19 protein-coding genes, 3 rRNA genes and 1 other annotated feature are annotated in these 25,940 nt (G+C 45.8%); of the genes, 5 read left to right on the forward strand and 17 right to left on the reverse strand.

Annotated features, from left to right (window positions below; all coding sequences use genetic code 11):
* The first annotated feature begins 224 nt into the window (after positions 1–224).
* Entirely contained in the window at positions 225–2,384 is a 2,160-nt protein-coding gene (locus tag ABXS78_RS12025; RefSeq protein WP_366247420.1) for a methyl-accepting chemotaxis protein, read from the forward strand.
* An 18-nt stretch (positions 2,385–2,402) separates the two neighbouring features.
* On the opposite strand, the gene ABXS78_RS12030 is transcribed toward ABXS78_RS12025, so the two are convergent.
* Both ABXS78_RS12030 and ABXS78_RS12035 read right to left on the reverse strand, forming a co-directional pair.
* The gene (locus tag ABXS78_RS12030) at positions 2,403–2,930 is read right to left on the reverse strand and encodes a DUF84 family protein (protein WP_366247421.1); all 528 of its coding nucleotides are present in this window, start codon (positions 2,928–2,930) and stop codon (positions 2,403–2,405) included.
* A 25-nt stretch (positions 2,931–2,955) separates the two neighbouring features.
* On the reverse strand, positions 2,956–4,023 hold the full coding sequence (locus ABXS78_RS12035; RefSeq protein WP_366247422.1) for a M42 family metallopeptidase: 1,068 nt from the start codon (positions 4,021–4,023) through the stop codon (positions 2,956–2,958).
* Between the two features lie 143 nt (positions 4,024–4,166).
* Here ABXS78_RS12035 and ABXS78_RS12040 point away from each other — a divergent pair, with 143 nt between their 5' ends.
* Positions 4,167–4,484 (forward strand): PepSY domain-containing protein, encoded by a 318-nt coding sequence (locus ABXS78_RS12040; protein WP_038562329.1) that lies wholly within the window; start codon positions 4,167–4,169, stop codon positions 4,482–4,484.
* Between the two features lie 597 nt (positions 4,485–5,081).
* On the opposite strand, the gene trmB is transcribed toward ABXS78_RS12040, so the two are convergent.
* The gene (gene trmB / locus ABXS78_RS12045; protein WP_366247423.1) at positions 5,082–5,720 is read right to left on the reverse strand and encodes a tRNA (guanosine(46)-N7)-methyltransferase TrmB; all 639 of its coding nucleotides are present in this window, start codon (positions 5,718–5,720) and stop codon (positions 5,082–5,084) included.
* 85 nt (positions 5,721–5,805) lie between these two features.
* Between trmB and ABXS78_RS12050 the strand changes: the two genes are divergently transcribed.
* Positions 5,806–6,090: a YtzH-like family protein gene (locus ABXS78_RS12050; RefSeq protein WP_366247424.1), complete on the forward strand. Its 285-nt coding sequence runs from the start codon at positions 5,806–5,808 to the stop codon at positions 6,088–6,090.
* Here the strand turns inward: ABXS78_RS12050 and ABXS78_RS12055 are convergent.
* The 5 genes from ABXS78_RS12055 to pepV all read right to left on the reverse strand — a co-directional run bounded on the left by ABXS78_RS12055 (position 6,087) and on the right by pepV (position 11,102).
* A complete protein-coding gene (locus ABXS78_RS12055; RefSeq protein ID WP_366247425.1) occupies positions 6,087–6,872 on the reverse strand; it encodes a phosphotransferase family protein in 786 nt (261 codons plus the stop codon). The two genes, ABXS78_RS12050 and ABXS78_RS12055, sit on opposite strands and share 4 nt — an antisense overlap.
* Before the next feature lie 164 nt (positions 6,873–7,036).
* A complete protein-coding gene (locus ABXS78_RS12060) occupies positions 7,037–7,948 on the reverse strand; it encodes an NERD domain-containing protein (RefSeq protein ID WP_366247426.1) in 912 nt (303 codons plus the stop codon).
* 6 nt (positions 7,949–7,954) lie between these two features.
* Positions 7,955–8,506, reverse strand: a complete 552-nt coding sequence (gene thpR, locus ABXS78_RS12065; protein ID WP_366247427.1) for an RNA 2',3'-cyclic phosphodiesterase — start codon at positions 8,504–8,506, stop codon at positions 7,955–7,957.
* On the reverse strand, positions 8,503–9,687 hold the full coding sequence (locus ABXS78_RS12070) for an MFS transporter (protein WP_366247428.1): 1,185 nt from the start codon (positions 9,685–9,687) through the stop codon (positions 8,503–8,505). The genes thpR and ABXS78_RS12070 overlap by 4 nt, the downstream gene beginning before the upstream one ends.
* Positions 9,687–11,102 (reverse strand): dipeptidase PepV, encoded by a 1,416-nt coding sequence (gene pepV / locus ABXS78_RS12075; protein ID WP_366247429.1) that lies wholly within the window; start codon positions 11,100–11,102, stop codon positions 9,687–9,689. The genes ABXS78_RS12070 and pepV overlap by 1 nt, the downstream gene beginning before the upstream one ends.
* Positions 11,103–11,270: 168 nt before the next feature.
* Here pepV and ABXS78_RS12080 point away from each other — a divergent pair, with 168 nt between their 5' ends.
* Entirely contained in the window at positions 11,271–11,489 is a 219-nt protein-coding gene (locus ABXS78_RS12080; protein WP_093879353.1) for a DeoR family transcriptional regulator, read from the forward strand.
* 62 nt (positions 11,490–11,551) lie between these two features.
* Here the strand turns inward: ABXS78_RS12080 and ABXS78_RS12085 are convergent, their stop codons facing one another.
* Positions 11,552–12,274, reverse strand: a complete 723-nt coding sequence (locus ABXS78_RS12085) for a pseudouridine synthase (RefSeq protein ID WP_366249933.1) — start codon at positions 12,272–12,274, stop codon at positions 11,552–11,554.
* Positions 12,274–13,923 (reverse strand): polysaccharide biosynthesis protein, encoded by a 1,650-nt coding sequence (locus ABXS78_RS12090; protein WP_366247430.1) that lies wholly within the window; start codon positions 13,921–13,923, stop codon positions 12,274–12,276. Before ABXS78_RS12090 ends, ABXS78_RS12085 begins: the two co-directional genes overlap by 1 nt.
* Positions 13,924–14,028: 105 nt before the next feature.
* Here ABXS78_RS12090 and ABXS78_RS12095 point away from each other — a divergent pair, with 105 nt between their 5' ends.
* Complete coding sequence (locus ABXS78_RS12095; protein WP_366247431.1) at positions 14,029–15,297, forward strand: NAD(P)/FAD-dependent oxidoreductase; 1,269 nt, start codon at positions 14,029–14,031, stop codon at positions 15,295–15,297.
* A gap of 48 nt (positions 15,298–15,345) precedes the next feature.
* Here ABXS78_RS12095 and ABXS78_RS12100 read toward each other — a convergent pair whose 3' ends face one another.
* The 7 genes from ABXS78_RS12100 to ABXS78_RS12130 all read right to left on the reverse strand — a co-directional run bounded on the left by ABXS78_RS12100 (position 15,346) and on the right by ABXS78_RS12130 (position 25,940).
* Entirely contained in the window at positions 15,346–15,867 is a 522-nt protein-coding gene (locus tag ABXS78_RS12100) for a GNAT family N-acetyltransferase (protein ID WP_366247432.1), read from the reverse strand.
* A 70-nt stretch (positions 15,868–15,937) separates the two neighbouring features.
* Positions 15,938–16,050 (reverse strand): 5S ribosomal RNA (gene rrf, locus ABXS78_RS12105).
* A 237-nt stretch (positions 16,051–16,287) separates the two neighbouring features.
* A 23S ribosomal RNA gene (locus tag ABXS78_RS12110) occupies positions 16,288–19,212 on the reverse strand.
* 178 nt (positions 19,213–19,390) lie between these two features.
* A 16S ribosomal RNA gene (locus tag ABXS78_RS12115) occupies positions 19,391–20,952 on the reverse strand.
* Together the 16S, 23S and 5S rRNA genes form the textbook arrangement of a ribosomal RNA operon.
* 217 nt (positions 20,953–21,169) lie before the next feature.
* Entirely contained in the window at positions 21,170–21,475 is a 306-nt protein-coding gene (locus ABXS78_RS12120) for a rhodanese-like domain-containing protein (protein ID WP_366247433.1), read from the reverse strand.
* 59 nt (positions 21,476–21,534) lie between these two features.
* Positions 21,535–23,949: a leucine--tRNA ligase gene (gene leuS / locus ABXS78_RS12125; RefSeq protein WP_366247434.1), complete on the reverse strand. Its 2,415-nt coding sequence runs from the start codon at positions 23,947–23,949 to the stop codon at positions 21,535–21,537.
* Positions 23,950–24,023: 74 nt separating this feature from the next.
* Positions 24,024–24,237 (reverse strand) — a binding site (T-box leader).
* A 41-nt stretch (positions 24,238–24,278) separates the two neighbouring features.
* The gene (locus ABXS78_RS12130) at positions 24,279–25,940 is read right to left on the reverse strand and encodes a methyl-accepting chemotaxis protein (RefSeq protein WP_366247435.1); all 1,662 of its coding nucleotides are present in this window, start codon (positions 25,938–25,940) and stop codon (positions 24,279–24,281) included.

Here is a 25,940-nt window from a genome sequence, read left to right on the forward strand (position 1 = left end):
CTTTTCTTCATTTTATCAAAGCACTGAACCAAAAGCGAATATACTGCGCAGCAGCTGTCATTTATCTTCCTGCTTCCTATTTATACATAGGAATATTCAGGTCTAGCAGCAAATATGGGTCGAATCAATCAGTTAAATTATCAAACTTTTATTAATTTATTGTAAATATGGTAGGTTATACCTATAATGAAAGGGAGCACACAAAAGCATTAGGGGGGAAATATATGCACACCATTCGACAGAGAATCCGATTGATTATGTTCTCTTCACTGGCAAGTATTCTGGTACTTGGAGCATTCAGTTTTTATTATTTCTACCAGCAGAATCAAATGTCAGAGGAAACGCAGCGATACCAAGAAGCCTATGTGTCCAGTCAGTATATCAAGGATGATATGCTCGATACACTGGAGAAGCAACAGACATACTTTGCCCAGCCTTCTGTATCCAACGCCGAAGCTGTACTAGGCGCTATAGCCGGCATTGAAAAACAAGCTTCTACATATGAAGCAAAATACCAGGATGAAAAAGATTTGCAAGCGTACTTCACGCAAATCAAGGAAGGTGCAGCATCTTATGAAAAGGAACTCGAAAAAGTCACGAGTATGAATGAAACAATCGGCTACACTTCCGATGAGGGACTGCGAAAGATCATAAGTGATGCCTCGGAGAATTTTCGCAGCCTTGCTGAAAATGCAGGAAATGATGTCTCTGCTGCTTTGGAGAACGTTACGCGGACCGAACAAGGTATCATCCAGCCTCCAAATGGTGCTGCTCCAGATAAAGATGCATTCGATGGAGCAGTAGATGCATTCAAGACAGCGATTTCCGATTCCGATTTGGATAGTGACGCGGTTAGTGAGATAAACTCCAGTCTTTTGAAATACACATCAGCAATGTCCACCCTTTCGAACACACGCACCCAGGCAACTGAGCTGGCAGCGAATTTCGAAACAGCCGCTTTGGAAGTCACAACGACTGTGGACAGTGTCGGCGAAACAGCCATCGAACAAACTGACAATTTAAAACAATCAAACGAAAGGACCTCTACCATTCTTGGCATCGTCCTACTTGCTGTCATCATTCTTAGTTTCCTGCTCGTACTTTGTATCGGCTGGCCGTTAATCCGCGCCATCGCAAAATCAATACGTCAGCTAAAAGAAGCTACGGAAATTATCGGAAATGGTAATCTGGCTTATCGTGTACCAATTACCACAAAGGACGAGATGGCAGATTTGGGTGAAACATTTAATCAGATGGCAGGGAAAATGGAGCAATCCATGATTAAAGTGAAAGAAGCATCCGAAGTATTGGATGATTCCTCTTCGTATCTGGCTGCAGCTTCCCAGCAGACAGCAGCTCAATATGAAGAAGTGAACCAAGCTATCGGTCAGGTGGCTGGCGGCGCGCAGGCTCAGGCTGCTCAACTCGAAGAAAGTAATATGATGCTGGATAAGGTACGCCAGGCTATTACAATGATGAAGGATGAAACAGCACTAGTCAGTCAGGCGATGAAACTAGCAGAGCGGGAAGGAAGCAATGGTATCAATCAGATGCAAAAACTGCATGAAACCTCTGATAGCTTCTTGACGCTCGCTCAAAAACTGACAGAAGAAATCCAAAGTGCTGTACAGCAGGCAAACCAAATTCGCTCCATCGTCCAAACAATTGAAGAGATTTCAGAAAGCACAAACCTGCTCGCGCTGAATGCTGCTATCGAATCTGCTCGTGCAGGTGAGCATGGCCGAGGATTTGCTGTAGTAGCAGATGAAGTGAAGAAGCTGGCAGAACGCTCCAAACAAGAAGCACAGCAGATCCACAAGCTTGTTGGCACAATGAATCAGCAGATGACCAATTTGGCAGAAGAAGCTAAAGCCTTTGATGCTTATCAGCAAGTCCAAGCATCAAGTGTTGAAGAAACGACAAATGCATTTGATCGAATTCATAAACAGCTGCAGCAAGGTAATTCGAAAATGAAGGACATTTCTGCTTCTGTTTCAGAAGTCGCCGCAAGTAATGATACTGTTGCGAGCATGCTTGGCCATATCAACCAGATTGCCGATGAAGCAGCCGCAACAGCTCAGGAAGTAGCTTCCTCAAGTGATACGCAGGCCGCATCGATTGATATCCTGACAAACGCAGCCGCCCAGCTGCAGCAGCTGGCAAAGGAATTGGCTGTCGAGGTAGCTCAATTCGAATTCGCCTATGCTTCGGATAATCCAGCTGAATCCAGCGGAGTAGAAGATTCAAATACATCCGAATCCACTGTAACAGATGCCACCGAAACAGAAGGCATTGCTGACGAGCTTTTCGAAGCAGATCAGCAAGATTCCCCTGTCATCGGTGATGATAAAGATGATTCGACCGAATATAAAAAGACATCATAAAAAAGAAGGAAGCGGATATTAAAATTCCGCTTCCTTCTTTTTGTTTAACTCATAAAAGCTATATTGCCCTTTCAACAGCAAACAAATATGCTCAAACATAGCAGAGCGGGACATATGCCCATTGGTAAAGACGCCGACCGCTCCTTCTGTCGTCGAGATATCCTGCCTGCTTGTAAATGTCCGCATAACTGGTCCCAGTTCTTCGCCTGCAAGCACTGGTTCGGCGATGAAGTCAGGCAAAAGCAGTTTTGCACCGCTCGCGCTCCATACCTTGTCCCCGACTGCTAAAGCACCCCAGTTACATATATACAGACCGTCATCCATCTTTGTGACGCCACCCTCCAAACCGATACCAGCAGCTGCTCCTTCCAGCTTGCTGCATGCTATCGCACGTTGGATTGCTCCTTGGCGTGTCTCTGCATCGCTCATCGGCTGTTCACTCACGCCGGATTCAACCGCTGCACTTTCAAGCTCCCACCGAGCTCCGAAAACTGCTGAAACCGCCTGAACTTTGGCAGGATTTTTAGATCCGACTATCATTTTCATCAGTTGCGCTTCCTTTCCGACGAGATCAATCGTTCGAAGTAATAAGATCCACTGTCGACTGATCCGTCGCCCGTACAAGCTTGATCAGAAGCTCTTTTGCAGCTGCATAATCATCAACATGAATGATGCTTGCACTTGTGTGGACATAGCGGGAAACTATCCCGATTACAGCTGATGGAACACCTTCGTGTGCTAAATGGACACGTCCGGCATCCGTTCCGCCTTTGCCAACATAGTATTGGTAGTTGATATTATTGGATTCCGCAGTATCAAGAATGAATTCACGCATATTACGATTCATGATCATGGTGCCGTCAAAAATACGAAGCAATGCTCCCTGCCCCAAATGACCGAAGGCTTGCTTGTCTCCGCTGACATCATTAGCAGGTGAAGCATCCAGTGCATAGAAAATATCAGGATTAATCATATTTGCAGCTACTTGGGCACCGCGAAGACCGACTTCTTCCTGAACCGTCGCACCAGCATACAACTGGTTCGGCAATGTTTCCCCAGCCACTTCTTCCATTAATTCCAGCGCCAATCCACAGCCATAACGATTATCCCAAGCCTTGGCCAAAATCTTCTTCTCATTTGCCATTGGTGTAAACGGCATGTACGGCAGAATTTGCTGTCCCAGCTTCACACCAAGCTCATATGCATCACGCTCATCATCTGCGCCGATATCAATCAGCATACTGTCGATACTGGCAGGCTTACTCCGCTGCTCAGGCGTTAACAAATGAGGAGGTGTAGAGCTGATGACACCCGGAATCGGTCCTTCGTCCGTCATTACCTGCACGCGCTGTGCAAGCAAAACTTGACTCCACCAGCCGCCTAAGGTCTGAAAACGAAGCAGACCATTGGGTGTAATGCCTGTGACCATGAAACCGACCTCATCCATATGTCCAGCAGCCATTACCTTAGGTCCACTGCCTTTCTTTACACCAAAAATACCGCCAAGCTTATCCTGGATGATCTCATCCGCATAAGGCTTCAGCCTTTCCTTCATAAAAGCACGCATCAGCTGTTCGTTACCTGGCGCTGCCTGCAGCTCTGTCAATTGTTTAAATAAATCCAATGTTTTTTGGTTCATGTATATGTACTCCCTTTTTGTCAGACTATTGTATATCTATTGTAAACTATTGCTCCTCAACATGCCATAAAGGTTGTTTCGTTTTATATTTCTAAGGTAATAAGATATAATAGAACATAACTTAAGTTGAAGAGGTGACCAAAATGGGCGTAAAGAAAACAGTAGCAATCGTAGGTGCTGGCCTTGCGGCTGGATACTTGATCCAGAAGCAGATTGCGAAACAACAGAAAGTGACTCCGGAAAAAGCATTGAAATTCGCTAAAGAAGCGTTCAAGAAAGAAGGTCCGATCAGTGGATCTTGGATCTATATGAAACCGGAAGAAAAAGTGAAGCACGGCCTCACGTATACTGTTTACCGTGGCGGTATCTCCCGTACGATCGACGGAAAACCTGCTCAATACGAATTTTTCGTAGATGCAGAAACTGGATCAGTTATCGACGCTGTCGAATCAGCATCCTAATAAAAAGCCGCACCCCAAAAGTTAGTAACTTAACATTTGGGGTGTTTTTTTGTGGACTTTTTGAATGAAATCAGGCTTTTCTGACTCTTAATATAGAGTAGATATCCGAGAGCAAATCTCCCTTCTTATGATCACCTTTGTATAATTAATTTCTTCCCTAATGTGGAATTCGGATTGTTACTTTCCAAGTCAGTCGGTTACAACCCTTGTCTACAAATTGAATCATTATATATACATAGCCGAACTTGTATTCATTCCACCCATCACATAAGTAAACAGTCTAACTTTTGAATCGATCGATGGAGAATATTAGCATAAAGGTACGCAGCGGCATCTTTGCCGGGGGAGAAAAAAATATAATCAAAGACCATTTACACTACATAAAAATATCCCGGAAGTCTGAAATAAACTTCCGGGATATTTTTATTGGTATATGGTTATGATTTCAAACAATCAACCTAATCCTTATTGCAGCTTAATTATGTTATTCACATTTAAAAAGCTGGCTTGAGTTCGGTAATAGACCGTCCTCAAGCCAGCCTACTGGCAATATATAGTAACTTGTTTTCTACACCCTACTTAACTAGCCGAGTTTTTTTATTTGAATGTAGCGACACTGCGATAGATGCGGTAGCCGCGTGAAGAGAATTTCTCCTCATATTCTGTTTTCACATTTAACGGATCGTTCTCTGCATGCAAATCAAGCTTCACTTCCTGCAGAATCATGCCGTATCGGGAGAAACTAGACAAACTATACTCAAATAGCTTCTGATTATCTGTCTTGAAGACCACTTCTCCATCATCTTTTAATACAGATTCATATTGCTTCAAAAAGCTTTTATATGTTAAGCGACGCTTTTCATGCTTATTCTTCGGCCAAGGATCAGAGAAATTCAGATAAATGCTATCCACTTCATTCACTTCAAATAATTCACGGAAATCAGCTGCATTTTCATTCAATAGCCTTACATTCGGAAGATCTGCTTCAGCTGCTTTTTCCACAGCTGTCACAATAATACTTTTCGCTTGTTCAATTCCGATGAAATTGTATTCCGGATGCTGGGCTGCCATGCCAGTGATGAACTGCCCTTTGCCAGATCCAATCTCAACATGCAGCGGCTTATCGTTACCGAATAGCTCTCTCCATTTGCCTTTATAATTTTTCGGTTCTTGTACCACGATATGATCGTTTTCTTTTAAATAATCGTCTGCCCAGGGTTTATGGCGCACACGCATATGTCTCACTCCTATTTCTGCCCACCCGCCTGCATAGTTTGATGCCAAAACGCACACGCTATGCTCAGGAAGGAGGGGAAAATCGATGTCACTTTCCGTTGAAAACCAACTTAGCCTTCTTCGGGATATACTTAGCGAACATTGCGAATCCTGCTGCGGCAGCAAATCCGAATACGAGCAAATATCCCGCCTGGCACGTTCTATTTTATCTAATAAATCAACCGATCAGCAAGAGCTTCTTGCTTTGCTTCCTGGTATCCATTCGTACAGTTCTGCCGGTGAAAAAGCTGCAGATATCAATGCGCACATCACATCGAACAGAGAACATCTCGAGGATTGGGTAGAGACCATCAACAGCTTTCAAGGCTAGCAGGACAGCTGGTGCAGTTCCGTAAGCAGCTGTCCTAATTCTATACTTTTGCGTTTCATGTTATCATCGCGGAGCGACATGATGATACGGGCAGCTTCATACCAATAAATACGTTTTAAAAGTGCATCATTCAGTGGCTTGCCGTATGCTTTCATCCATTCTTCCCAGTCAGGATATGGAACGTACTTCCTAAGCAGCATTCCAATGTCAGCTGCCGGGTCCGCAATGAGAGCACTGTCCCAGTCTACAAGATACAGCTCATTATGCTGGCTTATCATCCAATTATTATGATCGATATCAAAATGACAGACTGCCAATAGCTGATCTGGCATTTCAGGTAAGAATTGCTCCATACTTGCAAGCACCTGTTTTAAAGCAGGCAGCCGATTTTGGAAGCCAGCTGCTTTCTCCCGCAGCTCTTCCATTTTCGTCTCTGGCTGAAGCGGCTTCTTTCCCATACGCATTAGCAAGTTCAGCATCTCGGAGGAATGATGGATTTTGCTAAGTAGCTTTGCCACTCGAGGATCGCTCATTTCTGAGAAGGTCAGACCTCGTCCCATCAGCCATTCCTGAGCCGTAATGACATCCCCGTTTTCCATCCTTTTTGTCCATACCAGCTTCGGCACAATCCCTTCTGCTGAAAGTACAGCCAAAAAAGGAGAAGAATTGCGCTTTAGAAACAGCTGCCTCTCTCCGCTTTTTGCATAATATGCTTCTCCTGTTACACCGCCGGCAGGAGCAATCTTCCACTCATTTCCCAGTATGTGTTCTAACCAATTCACCGTTCATTCCTACTTTCCTAGTGCAATCGCTTTGCATTACTAGCTGTAAACAAGCCCAGCGTGACACAAGGCAAGTACATTCCCGAACAAATTCGACAGACATACTTAAGATTACAACATTTGCTATGGTTTTATCAATACGATAGGACTATAAAACCGTTTATTTAACTAAAAAATTCTTCCTTTTCTTCCTCTTCCCATTCCGGACGGGCAACAGCCTTCGTATATGCGTGGTCCAGCAGCACTTCACTGGCACGAAGCTGCACATGTTTAAGAGCTAACTGCTCCTCTCGCTTGGCCATCAGCCAAGCTGTATGCTTTTGACTGCCGATAAACTGTGTGTTTCTTGGCTCGCTTGCAAAACGAATTTGATTTTCCCTGCTCAAGACTACCTTTTGAACAGGAAGATCGATATCATATTTTCTGAGGATACCTTGTACCAGCTTTTCTGTTCTATTCAACGATAGCATTGGATTGAGGAAAGTAGAAAACTGCCCCTTAGATTCCCGCTTCCATGTTCGTTCCTCACTAGCCCAAAACAATACATCCGGCTTGTCCTCCAGAACGGAAATGATCTCTATGCCCAAAGGATGGATTAAAATCGTTTCTGCCTCCATTGTGGTCTGCTTCACTTCAAAAACAGGCTTATACATTACAAAGAAAGTGTCAGGAAATCGCTTCAGAAAGTATCTGAGAACCGGATCTTTTTTAAATTTTTGATCAAAGAAAGAAAATTCCCCAAGCGTGCTTGTAGCCCATTTTAGCTGAAAATCAAATAGCTCTTCCAAGAAATCCTGCTTCAGGATCTTTTCTGTGGGAGCCACATATGCGAGAGCAGGGTTCGGCTGTTCCACTTCTTCCTCTTTTTTACGGAAGACATGATACCACGATTTCTTTTGGTCTTCTTCCTTTGCTTCGTCTGTAACAAAGGAAGCAGGAGCAGCTTGCTGCTGCTCCCATTCCCTGTGCATTTTCTCCCAATTCTCTTTTTTCAATTTGATGAATTGTCCAGGATATCGGTAAGGATGCTGTTCATAACGAGATATATATTCATGCAGCTTGATCAATTGCGCCACATAGATTCACTCCTTTTCCAAATCTTTGACCAGTACTGGAACGTATTTCGGTCGTTTACCCGGTTCAATACGGTAAAGTGTTACCTTATCCACAAAGAATGGTACGGTCAAATGTTTATCCAGAAGCGGAAGCGGACCCTCCACCTTGCCTGATCCCCATTTCTTCCCGAGTGTTATATGCGGCCGATACGGTCGGTTCTCACGCTGGAATCCAGCTGTCATTGTACTTGCAGTCACTTGCTGATACAGCGCTTGGAGCGGATCAAATGGTTTTAACCCAGCCCATACAACGCGAGGCTGCTTCGGACTGCCGAAAGTGTCCACACCGGCTACTTCCAAGGAAAAAGCATTACCAAAATCCTGCTTCTGCCAAGCTAACTTTATCTTATCCAGCTGTTCATCTGTTGTAGGCCCCAGGAATTGAAGTGTAATATGCAATTCCTCCGGCCTTGGCCATAGCTTCATTGGAACATACGCTTTCAACTCGTCTTGCCATTCAGCCAATGCTGCCTGAATAGATTCATCAGAACCTATACCAATGAAATAATGTGCACTCATGCTACTCCTCTTTTCCCTTTAGCAGTACCCATCATTCTCTTCACGATAAACAAAATACCCACACCAATGAAAGTCGTTGCAGCAAACAATGCATACATGTGGTAAACAGTTGCTATCTCCAGTATCATCCCGCCCATCAGGTTGAACAGCGCATTACCCAGTCCTGTACCGACTGCGGAATAAAGCGCAATGGCAGTAGCTTGTACAGATGATGGCGCAGTACTTCTGATGTAAAGCAAGGCAGCTGGCACATAGAGTCCGATCGACAATCCCTGGACAATGGTTGTAATGAAGATAACAGTAAGAGATGGGTCGAACATATACAAAATCCATCTTGCACCTGATACAGCTGCACTTAATATGACAACATGCAGAATGCTCATCTTACCAATGATCCGATGAGCCAGTTTCATGAACGGCGCTTCACTGCCTGCTCCCAGGAAGAAAGCGATGCCGACAGCGCTTAGTGTTCCTCCAGCCGCTAAAATGAATGTCCCAAAATAGAAATTATTTGCGAGAATTGGGCCGAAAATAAGGAAATTAGATGCAAGGAACAACATGAATGGTTTATTTTTCCTTAATGTACGTAATCCTTCTTTCATTGACACTCTGGCTATGTCATAACCTTGCCGCGGAAATTTACGCAATGCTGGCAGTGCAAGAAGCAGAAACAAACCGTATGCTATGAAAATGACATCCACTGTACCTGCGAAATCTGCTATGTATCCTAACAGGAAGGAAGCAACCGCGAATCCTATAGCTCCCCATAGACGGATGTTCCCGTAAACAAGCTTGTGCTGCTCAACAAAGCTCAACGCCATACTGTCGGACAAAGGAATGACAGCTGCTTGGAATACGGCAATAGCCAGCATTCCGATCAGCAGCAATGCATAATGATCATAAAATAAATAAATGAATGCAAGCGCCGCTGCAGCAAGTAATGCTGCAGCCAAGAGACGCAATGGTTTCTGGGTATAATCGCTAAGAAGCCCCCAGACAGGCTCCATTACCGTATTAACCAATGGAATTGCCGCTACTATCAGACCAACAAGCACAGGATCTAATTGTTTTTCTTCCTGGAGGAAAACAGCAAGCAGCGGAAACAATGATCCATTGGAAAGAAAAGCTGCTAAATAAAAGTACTGAAAAGATCTGTAGGTCTGTTTAGTCGTTGCTTGCATTACTCGCGCTCATCCTTTGTCAGCAAATATAGTGCTTCTGCATAAATGGCGATGGAACGAAGCATATCTTCAACTAAGATGTGCTCATCCTGCTGATGGGCGCTGTCTGATCCGCCTGGGAACAGTGGACCGAATGCCACACCTTTTTTCATCGCTCGTGCATAGGTGCCGCCGCCGATTGCTAAGATATCGGTTTGATCACCTGTTTGACGACGATATACATCGAGCAATGTCTCAACTAGTGGATCATCCTTCTCCACATATAATGAAGCCAAGTGAGAAGTTTCCTGGAATCCGGCACCTGCTTCTGCAAGCTGTGCAAACAATTTAGAAGTGACCGTATCATATTCAGATGTAACTGGATAACGGATATTGACGCCAATTTTCCACGCCTCCGCATCTTTCATGCTGAATTCCCCAAGATTGAGTGTCAACGGTCCTGATACATCATCTGCCAGTCCCAAATCAATGCCATTGCCATTATAATCTTCGAATTTTCCGATAAGCCAGCTTAGCTTGTCTGTCATATTACCGTGTAATGGAAGGGTTACTAAGAATTTGGCCAAGGCCACTACTGCATTGATACCTTTTTCAGGTGTAGAGCCATGAGCTGCTTTACCGGTTAGGCTTAGCAGAATAGCATTTTCTTTGGCTTCAGCTTTACCACTGTACCCTTCTGCAGCCAGGAAGGCCTTGAAAGCTTCTTCAACCTTTACCAAGCTTTCTCCGGAAAGAAGCGCCTCCGCAAGTCCTGGAACCATATTCAGAGCTTTTCCTCCCTCAAAACGGTCAAGTCGAAGCATGTCACTTTGTGCTGCTGCAGGAGGAAGCGAGATATAACCATCGATGATACCTTTTTCTGCGTAGATAAGCGGAAAATCGGCATCTGGTGTAAAGCCGGTATCCGGCATTTCTTCATGCTGGAAGTAATACGTCATGCATTGCCAATCGCGCTCTTCATCGGTTCCCAGAATCAGACGGATACGCTTCTTCGGCTCGTAACCTAAATCTTTTAGCAATTTAATCGCAAAATAAGCTGCTACAACGGGCCCCTTATCATCCAATGTTCCTCTGCCGAATAGATGATCTTCAGCCAGCGTCGGGTTGAATGCTCCATATGTCCATTCCCCATCAGCAGGAACCACATCCAAATGACCAAGTACGCCTACTAAGCCTTTTCCTTGCCCATACTCGATATGACCTGCATAGCCATCGACATATTTAGTAAGGAATCCATTGTTCTTTCCTACTTGCAATATATACTGGAGTGCTTCGTCGATCTTTTTGCCAAAAGGCTGCTTGTCCGTTTTTGTCGATTCATCATACACACTCGGAATCGATACAAGTCCTTTCAGCACTTCTACATAGTCATCCTTATAAGCAGATGCCTTCTCATACCAATTGATTTTTTCCATTTCCTTCTCCTCCTATTTTCTTATCAATAATTTTATTTACTTGTTAAGAATAGAATTAACAGAAAATTAAACCTATCTCCTAGCCATCTTTGCTTAATTATTGTAAAATACGGGTAGAAAGAGATTTAGAGCACCACCGATTCTTATGTAAAACTAAGGAGTGGTTTTTTGAATCAATCAACATCCCGAATGCTAAACCGTGTAAAAGCTGTCTATCTTTACATTAAGGAAAGGGACACAGTTTCTACTACTGAATTGGCTGAAGAATTTGGTATTACGGACCGTACGGTACAGCGCGATTTAAACGTGCTGGAGTATAACGGTTTAGTACAAAGTCCTCATCGGGGGGTTTGGTCAACAACCTCAAAAAAAGTCAAAATCTCTTGATTCAAATCGTACAACCTATGTAATACCTACCTATCTTTAAGGCAAGCTGATCTGTACGCAGATCAGCTTTTTTTTGTATCCTGAATCAGATTGCTTAGCTCTTCATCAGAAAGTTCCCTGTATTCACCTAGCTCCAGATCTTCATCCAGTGCAAGGCTGCCCATGCGCAGACGCTTCAAATAGACAACCTCCATCCCCACAGACTCAAACATGCGCTTGATCTGATGAAACTTTCCTTCCGTTATGGTAACTTCAATTTCTGAAATAGGACCAGCCTCCAGTATTTGCAGAATAGCAGGCTTCGTCACATACCCGTCATCAAGTGTTACGCCTTGATGGAATTGCTTGATCGTTTCCTCGGTTACCTCTCCTTCGATTCGTGCATAGTAAAGTTTCGGTACATGTTTCTTCGGCGATAAAAGCTGGTGAGCAAGCGTTCCATCATTCGTCAATAGCAGCAGGCCTTCTGTATCCTTATCCAATCTGCCGACCGGAAACGGTTCGAATATCCGATCCTCCTGCTGCAGAATATCAACAACTGTTTCATCTCTTTTATCTTCTGTAGCCGAAACCAGACCCGGCGGCTTATGCATCATCAGATAGATGAATTCTCTGTATTCGACGGTTTCCCCATTCACTTGTACAATATCTTTCTTTACATCCACATGGATAGATGGTGATTTGACTTGGGAGCCATTCACCGTAATTGCTCCTTGTTTAAGGAGTGTCTTCACTTCTTTTCTGCTGCCATATCCCATATTGGCAAGCAGCTTATCCATTCTCATCATTTAACCCTTCTTCCTTCTCTTAGACGATCCAAGAACCCAATACGATTACCGAGTACACGTTCGAGCAACGTAGACTTATACGAAAGAATCATATAAACCGCTCCTCCAGCCAATGCACAAACAAGAATGATAACTGCTGACGCAATTTGTCCATCTCGGAACGAAATCGCGAATCCTAGCAAATACTTAGTGAGCAGTACGACAACCGACATGATGGCTGTAAAAATCACAATCAGGATTGTACGTTTGGTAAGCTGACGAATTGGAAATTTTAGTACATGCTTCATTTTAAGGAAATTCAATACCGTCGCAATACCGACTGCCAAAGCCGTTCCAATGATGGCACCTTTTGCTCCGAACGCATGTACAAGCGGAATATTGAAGAATATCTTCACTAATAATCCTGCTGTCAAACTGATGACGGAAAATCGCTGTTCATTTATACCCTGCAAAATGGATGACGTTGTCGTGAATAAAGCAAATAACAGCGCTACTGGTGCGTACCAGACCATAAGTGTTCCTGCGTCTATATCTGGATTTAGGACTGCTTCTGTACCGTAGAATGCTGTATAAGCTTCACTGCCCAGTAAAGCAATACCGATGCTCGCAGGCAAAATCAAGAAAAGAACAATTTGTAATGACTGATTGATTTGCTGTAAATATAATTTACGATCATCGGCGAAAAATGCACGCGTAATGGCTGGTACTGCAGCCAAAGACAACCCGATCGACAATGTCATTGGAATAGTGATGATCTTTTGACCATAAAAGTTGATTACCCCGAAAATATCAACGGCCACATCACCTTGTCCGATAGCTTCCAGTGCACGCGGCACCGTAAACTGATCGATGAACTGATACAGCGATGTTGCAATCCCTGTTACGACGAATGGTCCTGCATAGCTAAGCAATTCTTTGATGATTGTCCTATCCGACATAGGTGCTGGACGAACTGTTTGCTGTCTCATCATCAGTTCAAGATGCGGTTTGCGGGCACGCCAATAGACATAGAGCACTGCGCAGGAAGCCAGTGCTCCAACAAATGCCGCGAATGTAGCATATCCAACTGCTACTGCGATGTTTTCATTGAAGACATGCAGGGCAAGATAGACACTAAGCAATAAGAATACGATACGAGCAATTTGCTCCACAACAGTGGAAATAGCAGAAGGACCCATGGATTGATTCCCTTGGAAGAACCCTCTAACGATACTCATTGCAGGTATGATGAGATTGGCGAAGCTGACTAGCTTAATAACATAAGCAACCGTTTCTGTCGTAAAACCAGACTTTCCATCACCTACACTCCACTGCGCAATCCAATCTGCACCGAAATACATGATGAGGAATGCCACGACACCTGTCACACCCATAATGGTGAAACCCGTCTTGAAGACTCGCTGGCTTGTCCTATAATCGCCGAGGCCATTATACTTAGAAACGAATTTCGATACACCCAACGGAATACCTATTGTGGAGATACTAATCAATATATTATAAGGGGTATATGCAAAATTGAATAAAGCTCCCCCAGACGCACCTACCAGTGCATTGAACGGGATAACGTAGATGATCCCGAGTAACTTCGACAGGAATGTAGCTGCAGTCAGCAGCAATGTCCCGCGAATCATTGTCGACAAAGCCATTATTTCACCTAACTCCTCTTTAAAATCCAATGAATCTATTTTATCATAAAGTAGACCTGATGGAAGAATTCCTTTGGATCCCATCAGCAGAAAGGAAGAACAAGTATGAATTACGATGTAGTAGTGATCGGCGGAGGTCCATCCGGACTAATGGCGGCCATTTCGGCAGCCGAGCATGGAGCTGCCACACTTTTGATTGATAAAGGGAAGAAACTTGGCAACAAACTTGCGATCTCTGGAGGCGGAAGATGCAACGTTACGAATAGACTGCCACAAGATGAAGTAATTAAGCACATTCCTGGTAACGGAAAATTTTTGTATAGTGCATTTTCTATCTTTGACAATTACGATATCATTGATTTCTTCGAGAATCTTGGAGTGAAACTGAAGGAAGAAGACCATGGACGCATGTTTCCGGTAAGTAATTCAGCTAAGTCTGTTGTACAAGCCTTGCTCAATCGATTAGACACACTTCATGTCCGTGTCCGGACAGAAACACCTGTAAAAGCGATTCATTATGGTGACCATGGGCATGAGATAATCTTAAAAGACGGTGAAAAAATCAGCACAGGTGCTGTTATTGTTGCTGTCGGCGGAAAAGCAGTACCACATACAGGAAGTACAGGAGACGGTTATGCATGGGCTAAGAAAGCAGGACATACTATTACAACTCTGTATCCAACTGAAGTGCCTCTGCTTTCCTCAGCAGCCTTCATTAAGCAAAAACAGCTGCAAGGTCTTGCTCTGCGGGATGTAGCGGTCAGTGTACTGAACGAGAAGGGAAAAGCAATTATCACACATCAGATGGACATGCTTTTTACGCACTTTGGTATTTCGGGTCCAGCTGTTTTGCGCTGCTCGCAGTATGTTGTAAAAGAGCTGATGAAAGGCAGGAACGAAGTCCATATTCATATTGACGCAATTCCTGATAAGAAAGCACATATGCTAACGGAAGATATTACTAAATTATTGGAGGATCAGCCTAAAAAGGCTTTTCGCAACCTAGTGAAAGGTATCGTACCAGAGCGGTATCTAGATTTTCTATTAGAACAAGCTGCAATAGTGCCGGATACGAAAGCAGCAAATATTTCCCGGGAAAATGTGCAACAGTTCGTCAGCTTGATCAAAGGCTTTACTTTCCCTGTAAATGGTTCACAGCCTATAGAAAAGGCCTTCGTTACTGGAGGAGGCGTTTCTGTAAAGGAAGTTGTACCGACAACGATGCAATCTAAGTTTATGCATGGATTATATTTCTGCGGAGAAATCCTGGATATTCATGGATATACCGGAGGTTATAACATAACCTCTGCCATGGTGACTGGCAGAGTAGCTGGTATGCATGCAGCTTGGGAAGCTGCTTCTGTTACAAATTAAAATAAAACCCTCCATCTTTCGGGTGGAGGGTTTTTGCTATTGATATATTTACTTGTTCGATAACCTGGCCATGAGTATAGTATCATGATATTTGCCGTCACTTAATTTTTTATCATCTTTCAAGCAGCCTTCGGTCTTAAAACCGTATTTTTCATACAAACGAATGGCTCTATCATTTGATGCAAGAACTGATAAATTGATTTTATGTATTCCTTGATTTTCCGACCACGAAATAACCCTCTCAAGCATTTGTCTGCCTAGACCGCATCCCCAATATTCTTTCAATATAGCAATTCCGAATGTAACTTGATGTGATAGCCGTTTTAAATTATTTCCTTCACATCTGCAATAACCGATTACTTTTTCTTTGTCACAAGCAACAAGACATAAATTGGTCATTTCCTTTCGATCCTTCAAGATCAAATCTTCAAAATCTTTAGGATATAGACATCCCTCTCCTTCTTCCCTATCCATATATTCTGTTTCACCATCTGTTTTCACTCTCAGCCGGGCTAAAGCTTCGGCATCTTTTAACTCTGCTTCCCGGATGGTACTATCTCTTTGTATCATCTCTCATCCCTCCAGCCCACTTTTCTACAACAAAAAATCCCTAATCAATAAGGATCAGGGATTTCATCTTGCCTGGCAGCGTCCTACTCTCGCAGGGCGAACCCAACTACCATCGGCGCTGAAGAGCTTAACTGCTGTGTTCGGCATGGGAACAGGTGTGACCTCTTCGCTATTACCACCAGACAATGCAAGAATTCAATTGAATGAACCCTCAAAACTAGATAAGAAACATGTCCTGCCAGACATTTCATGCGGCCAAGCACCGGAGTGCTTGGACTTTGTTGGCGTTGACTTACTCGTCAGATCCAGCTCCGGGAACCAGAAACTCCAGTCTAAGCGATAGCCCTGCAAGGGTAAAACCACCCTTTCCGGCCTTTCACTTATTCTTGCGTTTCTATGCGGTTCCCTCCGCTTTTCGTTTTAGTTAAGTCCTCGATCGATTAGTATTCGTCAGCTGCACGTGTCACCACGCTTCCACCTCGAACCTATCTACCTCATCGTCTCTGAGGGATCTTACTCATTTAAAATGATGAGAAGTCTCATCTTGAGGGGGGCTTCATGCTTAGATGCTTTCAGCACTTATCCCTTCCGCACGTAGCTACCCAGCTATGCTCCTGGCGGAACAACTGGTGCACCAGCGGTGCGTCCATCCCGGTCCTCTCGTACTAAGGACAGCTCCTCTCAAACTTCTAACGCCCACGACGGATAGGGACCGAACTGTCTCACGACGTTCTGAACCCAGCTCGCGTACCGCTTTAATGGGCGAACAGCCCAACCCTTGGGACCGACTACAGCCCCAGGATGCGATGAGCCGACATCGAGGTGCCAAACCTCCCCGTCGATGTGGACTCTTGGGGGAGATAAGCCTGTTATCCCCGGGGTAGCTTTTATCCGTTGAGCGACGGCCCTTCCATACGGCACCGCCGGATCACTAAGCCCGACTTTCGTCCCTGCTCGACTTGTAGGTCTCGCAGTCAAGCTCCCTTCTGCCTTTGCACGCTACGAATGATTTCCAACCATTCTGAGGGAACCTTTGGGCGCCTCCGTTACTCTTTGGGAGGCGACCGCCCCAGTCAAACTGCCCACCTGACACTGTCTCCGAACCGGATAACGGTTCTGGGTTAGAATGTCAATACAGCCAGGGTGGTATCCCACGGATGCCTCCACCGAAGCTGGCGCTCCGGCTTCTAAGGCTCCCACCTATCCTGTACAAGCTGTACCAACATTCCATATCAGGCTACAGTAAAGCTCCACGGGGTCTTTCCGTCCTGTCGCGGGTAATGCGCATCTTCACGCATAGTATAATTTCACCGGGTCTCTCGTTGAGACAGTGCCCAAGTCGTTGCACCTTTCGTGCGGGTCGGAACTTACCCGACAAGGAATTTCGCTACCTTAGGACCGTTATAGTTACGGCCGCCGTTTACTGGGGCTTCGGTTCACAGCTTCGGGACGAAGTCCCTAACCATTCCCCTTAACCTTCCAGCACCGGGCAGGTGTCAGCCCCTATACTTCGCCTTACGGCTTTGCAGAGACCTGTGTTTTTGCTAAACAGTCGCTTGGGCCTTTTCACTGCGGCTTCTCCTTAAAAGAAGCACCCCTTCTCCCGAAGTTACGGGGTCATTTTGCCGAGTTCCTTAACGAGAGTTCTCCCGATCATCTTCGGTTACTCACCGTGCCTACCTGTGTCGGTTTGCGGTACGGGCACCTATTTCCTCACTAGAGGCTTTTCTTGGCAGTGTGAAATCAGGAACTTCGGTACTAAATTTCCCTCCCCATAACCGCCTGGAATAGTGTTGAGTGGATTTGCCTGCTCAACTTCCTCACGGCTTGGACGCGCATAACCAGCAGCGCGCTTTCCCTATCCTCCTGCGTCCCCCCATCGTTCAAGCGGATTTAGGTGGTACAGGAATATCAACCTGTTGTCCATCGCCTACGCCTTTCGGCCTCGGCTTAGGCCCCGACTAACCCTGAGCGGACGAGCCTTCCTCAGGAAACCTTGGGCTTTCGATGAAAGAGATTCTCACTCTTTTTTCGCTACTCATACCGGCATTCTCACTTCTAAGCGCTCCAGCCGTCCTCACGATCGACCTTCACTGCCCTTAGAACGCTCTCCTACCACTGACATCGTAGATGTCAATCCGCAGCTTCGGTGGTGTGTTTAGCCCCGGTATATTTTCGGCGCAGCGTCACTCGACCAGTGAGCTATTACGCACTCTTTCAATGATGGCTGCTTCTAAGCCAACATCCTGGTTGTCTAAGCAACGCCACATCCTTTTCCACTTAACACACACTTTGGGACCTTAGCTGGCGGTCTGGGCTGTTTCCCTTTCGACCATGAACCTTATCACCCATAGTCTGACTCCCAAAGTAGATTGATTGGCATTCGGAGTTTGACTGAATTCGGTAACCCGATGAGGGCCCCTAGTCCAATCAGTGCTCTACCTCCAACCATCATCCTTTGAGGCTAGCCCTAAAGCTATTTCGGAGAGAACCAGCTATCTCCGTGTTCGATTGGCATTTCACCCCTACCCACACCTCATCCCCGCACTTTTCAACGTGCGTGGGTTCGGGCCTCCAGTCAGTGTTACCTGACCTTCACCCTGGACATGGGTAGATCACACGGTTTCGGGTCTACGACCACCTACTATATCGCCCTATTCAGACTCGCTTTCGCTGCGGCTCCGTCTATACAACTTAACCTTGCAGGGGATCGTAACTCGCCGGTCCATTCTACAAAAGGTACGCCGTCACCCATTAACGGGCTTCGACTACTTGTAGGCACACGGTTTCAGGATCTATTTCACTCCCCTTCCGGGGTGCTTTTCACCTTTCCCTCACGGTACTGGTTCACTATCGGTCACTAGGGAGTATTTAGCCTTGGGAGATGGTCCTCCCGGATTCCGACGGAATTTCACGTGTTCCGCCGTACTCAGGATACACTCCGGAGGAAACCACATTTCAAGTACAGGGCTCTTACCTTCTATGGCGGGCCATTCCAAGCCGCTTCGTCTATATGGTTTCTTTGTAACTCCAAAGGAGTGTCCTACAACCCCAGAAGGCAAGCCTTCTGGTTTGGGCTAATTCCGTTTCGCTCGCCGCTACTCAGGAAATCGCATTTGCTTTCTCTTCCTCCGGGTAATGAGATGTTTCAGTTCCCCGGGTCTGCCTCGTATCACCTATGTATTCAGTGATACGTACTATCCAATAACGGATAGCGGGTTCCCCCATTCGGAAATCTTCGGATCAAAGCTTACTTACAGCTCCCCGAAGCATATCGGTGTTAGTCCCGTCCTTCATCGGCTCCTAGTGCCAAGGCATCCACCGTGCGCCCTTCTTCACTTAACTAATAACGCATGATAAATCTATAAATCGCGACAATAAATTGTCGGCTTTAAAGTTTGATGTTCTGGCATGTTGTTTCTTATCTAGTTTTCAAGGTTCACAAGAGAGATTGATCTCTCAAAACTGAACAAACAACCAATTACGATGTCTACTACGAAGTAGTAGTTCCAATTATCCTTAGAAAGGAGGTGATCCAGCCGCACCTTCCGATACGGCTACCTTGTTACGACTTCACCCCAATCATTGATCCCACCTTCGGCGGCTGGCTCCAAAAGGTTACCTCACCGACTTCGGGTGTTACCAACTCTCGTGGTGTGACGGGCGGTGTGTACAAGGCCCGGGAACGTATTCACCGCGGCATGCTGATCCGCGATTACTAGCGATTCCGGCTTCATGCAGGCGAGTTGCAGCCTGCAATCCGAACTGAGAATGGTTTTATGGGATTCGCTTAGCCTCGCGGCTTTGCTGCCCTTTGTACCATCCATTGTAGCACGTGTGTAGCCCAGGTCATAAGGGGCATGATGATTTGACGTCATCCCCACCTTCCTCCGGTTTGTCACCGGCAGTCACTCTAGAGTGCCCAACTGAATGCTGGCAACTAGAATCAAGGGTTGCGCTCGTTGCGGGACTTAACCCAACATCTCACGACACGAGCTGACGACAACCATGCACCACCTGTCACGCTGTCCCCGAAGGGAACGCTCTGTCTCCAGAGTTGTCAGCGGATGTCAAGACCTGGTAAGGTTCTTCGCGTTGCTTCGAATTAAACCACATGCTCCACCGCTTGTGCGGGCCCCCGTCAATTCTTTTGAGTTTCAGCCTTGCGGCCGTACTCCCCAGGCGGAGTGCTTAATGCGTTAACTTCAGCACTAAGGGGCGGAAACCCCCTAACACCTAGCACTCATCGTTTACGGCGTGGACTACCAGGGTATCTAATCCTGTTTGCTCCCCACGCTTTCGCTCCTCAGCGTCAGTTACAGACCAGAGAGTCGCCTTCGCCACTGGTGTTCCTCCACATATCTACGCATTTCACCGCTACACGTGGAATTCCACTCTCCTCTTCTGCACTCAAGTTCCCCAGTTTCCAATGACCCTCCACAGTTGAGCTGTGGGCTTTCACATCAGACTTAAGAAACCGCCTACGAGCCCTTTACGCCCAATAATTCCGGACAACGCTTGCCCCCTACGTATTACCGCGGCTGCTGGCACGTAGTTAGCCGGGGCTTTCTGGTTAGGTACCGTCAAGGTACGAGCAGTTACTCTCGTACTTGTTCTTCCCTAACAACAGAGCTTTACGACCCGAAGGCCTTCATCGCTCACGCGGCGTTGCTCCGTCAGACTTTCGTCCATTGCGGAAGATTCCCTACTGCTGCCTCCCGTAGGAGTCTGGGCCGTGTCTCAGTCCCAGTGTGGCCGATCACCCTCTCAGGTCGGCTATGCATCGTCGCCTTGGTGGGCCATTACCCCGCCAACTAGCTAATGCACCGCGGGCCCATCTGTAAGTGACAGCCGAAACCGTCTTTCCATTTCCAATCAGGAGAAAGGAAATACTATCCGGTATTAGCTCCGGTTTCCCGAAGTTATCCCAGTCTTACAGGCAGGTTGCCCACGTGTTACTCACCCGTCCGCCGCTCATTCCGCCAGAATCACCCCGAAGGGGTCAACTGGTTTCCTGCGCTCGACTTGCATGTATTAGGCACGCCGCCAGCGTTCGTCCTGAGCCAAGATCAAACTCTCCATGAAAGTTTTGATGCATTGCTCGTTAGAGCTGACGTTGATCTTGCGATCATGTCGTTTAGTTCGTAATTGGTTGTTTTGTTCAGTTTTCAAAGATCAATGACTGCCTTGCGACAGTAACTCTATACTATCACCATGTTTCGATACTGTCAATACTAGTTTAAAAGAAATATAGAATATCTGCGAGGAAGCCGTCGAACCGTCTTCCTCGCAGTGCTTTTACCTATTTAAAGACGAGTTCGCCTTTCCATTCCAGCATTCCGCCATCCATATTGATCACATCATAGCCTTGGTTCTCCATAAACGCAGCAGCATTCATGCTTCGGTGACCGCCGCGGCAGACAAGTACATATGTGTCGTCCATCGGTAATTCAGGCAGTTTCTCAGGTATTTGCTGCAGCGGGATATGAATTGCTCCAGGAATCATACCTTGCTCTACTTCTTCATCTTCCCGTACATCAATCACTTTATAGGAAGAGGTGCCATTTTCAATTAGTTGATCCAATTCTTCCGGTTGTATATTCCGCATGTTCAGTTCCCCTTTACTTAAAATAGAATCCCTTCCGTAAAACAGAAGGGATTCGCTTATCAGTTTGCTACTACATTGACTAGCTTGCCTGGAACGACAATCACTTTACGGACAGTCTTTCCTTCCAGCCAGCTTTTCATTTGTTCGTCGTTTAGTGCTATTTTCTCAAGTTCTTCTTTTGAAGCATCATGAGGCACCATAACTTTTGATCGCACTTTACCCATTGCCTGTAATACGATTTCGATTTCTTGTTCAACAAGCTTCGACTCATCATGGACCGGCCATTCTGCAAACGTTATCGTATCTTCATGACCAAGTTTACTCCATAGCTCCTCTGCAATATGCGGTGCCACCGGTGAAAGTAATTTCATGAATCCTTCCGCAAATTCGCGCGGGATGACAGGAGCTTTGTAACAATCATTGATGAATACCATCAATTGAGAGATACCTGTATTGAAGCGCAAAGCTTCAAAGTCCTCTGTCACTTTTTTGACAGTCTCATGATACGTTTTTTGCAGATCTTCCGACTCTGTGTCCTGTACTTTCTCCGAAAGTTCTCCTGCTTCTGTGATAAACAATCGCCATACACGATCAAGGAATCGACGGGAGCCATCCAATCCATTTTCAGACCAAGCAATGGAAGCATCCAACGGCCCCATGAACATTTCGTATAGACGAAGTGTATCTGCACCGTGGGAATCGATAACATCATCAGGGTTCACCACGTTACCTTTGGATTTACTCATCTTTTCATTATTTTCTCCAAGGATCATTCCTTGATTATATAACTTTTGGAAAGGTTCTTTTGTCGGCACAGCACCGATATCAAACAAGAACTTGTGCCAGAAACGTGCATACAGCAAGTGAAGCACAGCATGCTCTGCTCCCCCGATATAGACGTCAACCGGCAGCCATTTCTTCAGCGTCTCAAAATCAGCAAGCTTCTCCGGGTTCTTCGGATCGATATAACGAAGGAAGTACCAGCAGCTTCCTGCCCATTGCGGCATTGTATGTGTTTCGCGCTTCCCTTTCTTGCCTGTTTCAGGATCAGTGACATTCACCCATTCCGTAATATTTGCAAGCGGGGACTCACCAGTACCGGATGATTTGATTTCATCTGTTTTCGGCAAAACAAGTGGAAGCTCTTCCTCCGGCACACTTGTCATTGTGCCATCTTCCCAATGGATGACTGGAATCGGCTCACCCCAGTAGCGCTGACGGCTGAAAATCCAGTCACGCAGACGGTAGCTGATTTTTTTCGAACCTTGTTTGTTTTCTTCCAGCCAAGCAATTGCTGCAGATATTGCATCTTGTTTATTCATACCATCAAGGAAATCAGAATTGATATGTGCTCCCTCACCAGTATGAGCTTCATTTTCTATGTCAGCACCTTCGATAACTGCCTTGATCGGCAAATCGAAAGTCTTTGCAAATTCATAGTCGCGTTCATCATGAGCAGGTACAGCCATGATAGCTCCGGAACCATAACTCATAAGTACATAATCCGCAATCCAGATCGGCATTTTCTCGCCATTGACCGGGTTGATTGCATATGCTCCTGTAAAGACACCAGTTTTCTCTTTCGCAAGATCTGTACGTTCCAAATCACTTTTCGCAGCAACTTCTTGTTTGTATGCTTCGACAGCCTCCTGTTGTGCCTCAGTAGTAATTTTATCAACTAAAGGGTGCTCTGGGGACAGTACCGCGAATGTAGCACCGAACAAAGTATCCGGACGAGTCGTAAACACATCGAAACTTTCATCAGTGCCTTCTATACGGAATGTTACTTCCGCACCTTCCGAGCGTCCAATCCAATTGCGCTGCATTTCTTTCAAGCTTTCCGGCCAGTCAAGTTCATCCAAGTCTTCTAGCAGGCGATCGGCATAAGCAGTAATACGAAGCACCCATTGCTTCATCGGCTTGCGGATGACAGGATGTCCGCCCCGTTCACTCTTTCCGTCGATGACTTCTTCATTGGAAAGTACAGTACCAAGAGCTGGACACCAGTTCACTGCTACCTCATCCACATAAGCAAGACCCTTTTTATACAATTGAAGGAAAATCCATTGTGTCCATTTATAGTATTCTGGATCTGTCGTATTAACTTCACGATCCCAATCGTAAGAGAACCCAAGCTCCTTGATCTGTCTTGTGAAGGTCGCGATATTCTTTTTCGTGAATTCTTCCGGATCATTTCCAGTGTCGAGCGCGTACTGCTCTGCAGGTAATCCGAAAGCATCCCAACCGATTGGATGCAGTACTTCATAGCCTTGCATCCGTTTCATGCGAGACAGAATATCTGTAGCTGTATAGCCTTCAGGATGCCCTACATGCAAACCCGCACCGGATGGATAAGGAAACATATCCAGGGCATAAAACTTTTGTTTTTCAGAGGAAGTATCTGTTTTGAATGTTTTATTTTCTTCCCAATAAGCTTGCCATTTCTTTTCGATTTCATGATGATTGAATGACATATCGTGTGCCTCCTGTACTCTCTTCAACTTGAACAATCTGACCGTGAAGCAAAGAAAAAAGCCCCTCATCCCAATAATGGGACGAGAGACTTCTCCCGCGGTACCACCCAACTTAGCGCTAATTGCGCCCGCTCGACATTCCTTAACGCGGAAAACGGCAAAAAGTACTGGCAGTTCCCTTTTGCAATTACGAAGGCGAGTTCACAAGATGCTGGGACGGCTTGCACCGGAATGCCGTCTCTCTTAAACCAAGCAGAGCTTGCTACTACTCCTTCTCCTCATCGTTCACAGTATTGTTGTGTCCAGTGTACGGAACTGGACTGCATTTGTCAAGATTCGGCAGCTTCCGTCCGGAACACCGAAACAGCCTCCTGCAGTTCACGTGTTACACGGTCAAGCTGACCGACTGTAATTGCCAGCTGCTCATATGCTCCATACTGGGCATTGGTGGAATGATGGACGATATCGGTCTTCGCAGTATTTTCCTGAAGGGTACTGCTGATTTGTTCTACCCTGCCTAGTACCTCAGCTCCCAGTCGCTCCGATTGGATGCTGCCGCTTTGGATTTGCTGCAGCCGATTCGAGATGGACTGAAACTTTTCTTCAATCTCCATGAATGAGCTTTCCATACTTTCCATAGAAGCTGTTTCCGCTTTGGCAATTTCATGGCCGAATTGCACAGCTTCGGATAAACTCATAGTACCCTGTCGAATCGACCCTACCGTCTGATAAATAGCATCTGCAGATGATTTGGACTCATCCGCCAGTTTTCTAATTTCATCTGCAACGACAGCAAAGCCTTTCCCCGCTTCACCCGCTCTTGCAGCCTCAATTGCGGCGTTTAGCGCAAGCAGATTGGTCTGTTCAGCTACAGAGGATACCGATGCTACCATTTGCTCGATTTGCTGGGAGTATTGGATGAAACCTCGAAGCGATGCTTCCATCAAGTCTCTGCTTTCTCCGTTTTTGACCATGAGCTGCTGCTGGTTATGTACAGTTTCCCTGCCGCGCACCGCTGCCTCAGACGCAAGTTTACCCAGTGCGACTGTTTCTGTAGCAAACGCACTGTTTGCACTGCCTTGCTTATCCATCTGCTCTATCAGCGTCACCGTCTGCTGCAAATCTGCTGAAATACGCTGCGATCCGGAAGTGATTTCCCCAACTGAAGCAGCAATTTCTTTATGGAGCCCCTGTAGATTCTGGTTGTCTTTATCAATTTCAACAGACATTCCAGCTACTTCATCACTGGCCTTCTCAATGGAACCAATCAAATTCTTCAACTGCTCCGTCATTTGTCCGAAGGCTTGGTTCATCTCACTGATTTCCAGACTACCTGTTTTCTCTAACGGTCCCACCGTTAGATCACCCGCTGCAATTTGGTTCGTCCTGGATGCGAGTGCCAATAGGGGATCTGCAATCGACTTACTCGTTCTTCGAGATGTGTAGTTTGTGATAACTATGAGCAGCAATACGCCTATAACAGACACCACAATCACAAATGTAATCTGATTCTGCAGGGCAAGCTGTTCATCCTCATAAGCTGCTGTACTGTATGCGTTCGCCATATAAATATCATTCAGCAGTCCTTGGACACGGCTTGATAACCGCAGCGCATCCATCTCATTCACATTAGTCAGCAGACTCGTTACTTCTGCCTGCCAGTCATCATATTTTTCCTTTCCCGCCTCAAGATATGCTGCTGACTGCCCTTCCGATGATTGCAAAAGCTGCTTGAAGCTTGAATTGCTTTGTTCCATGTAAGAGCGTAAATCAGCCGCGGAAGCATCCGTGCGGATTGTAGTCGTATTCCGCAGTACCTGTCCGGCATTGTTCAGCTGACTGTCAAGCTGTTGGAGGTGAAGGAGATGCTGAACTTGCTCATAACTCGAAGCATTGATCCTTATCATACTGAAAATGATAAAAGCAATGAGCGCCAATGCCAAAGCACTCGTCCCTGCTGCCTGCAGGAATAGTTTCCGTGTCAGTTTCAT

This window comes from Terribacillus aidingensis, from assembly GCF_040703035.1.
Lineage (GTDB): Bacteria > Bacillota > Bacilli > Bacillales > Amphibacillaceae > Terribacillus.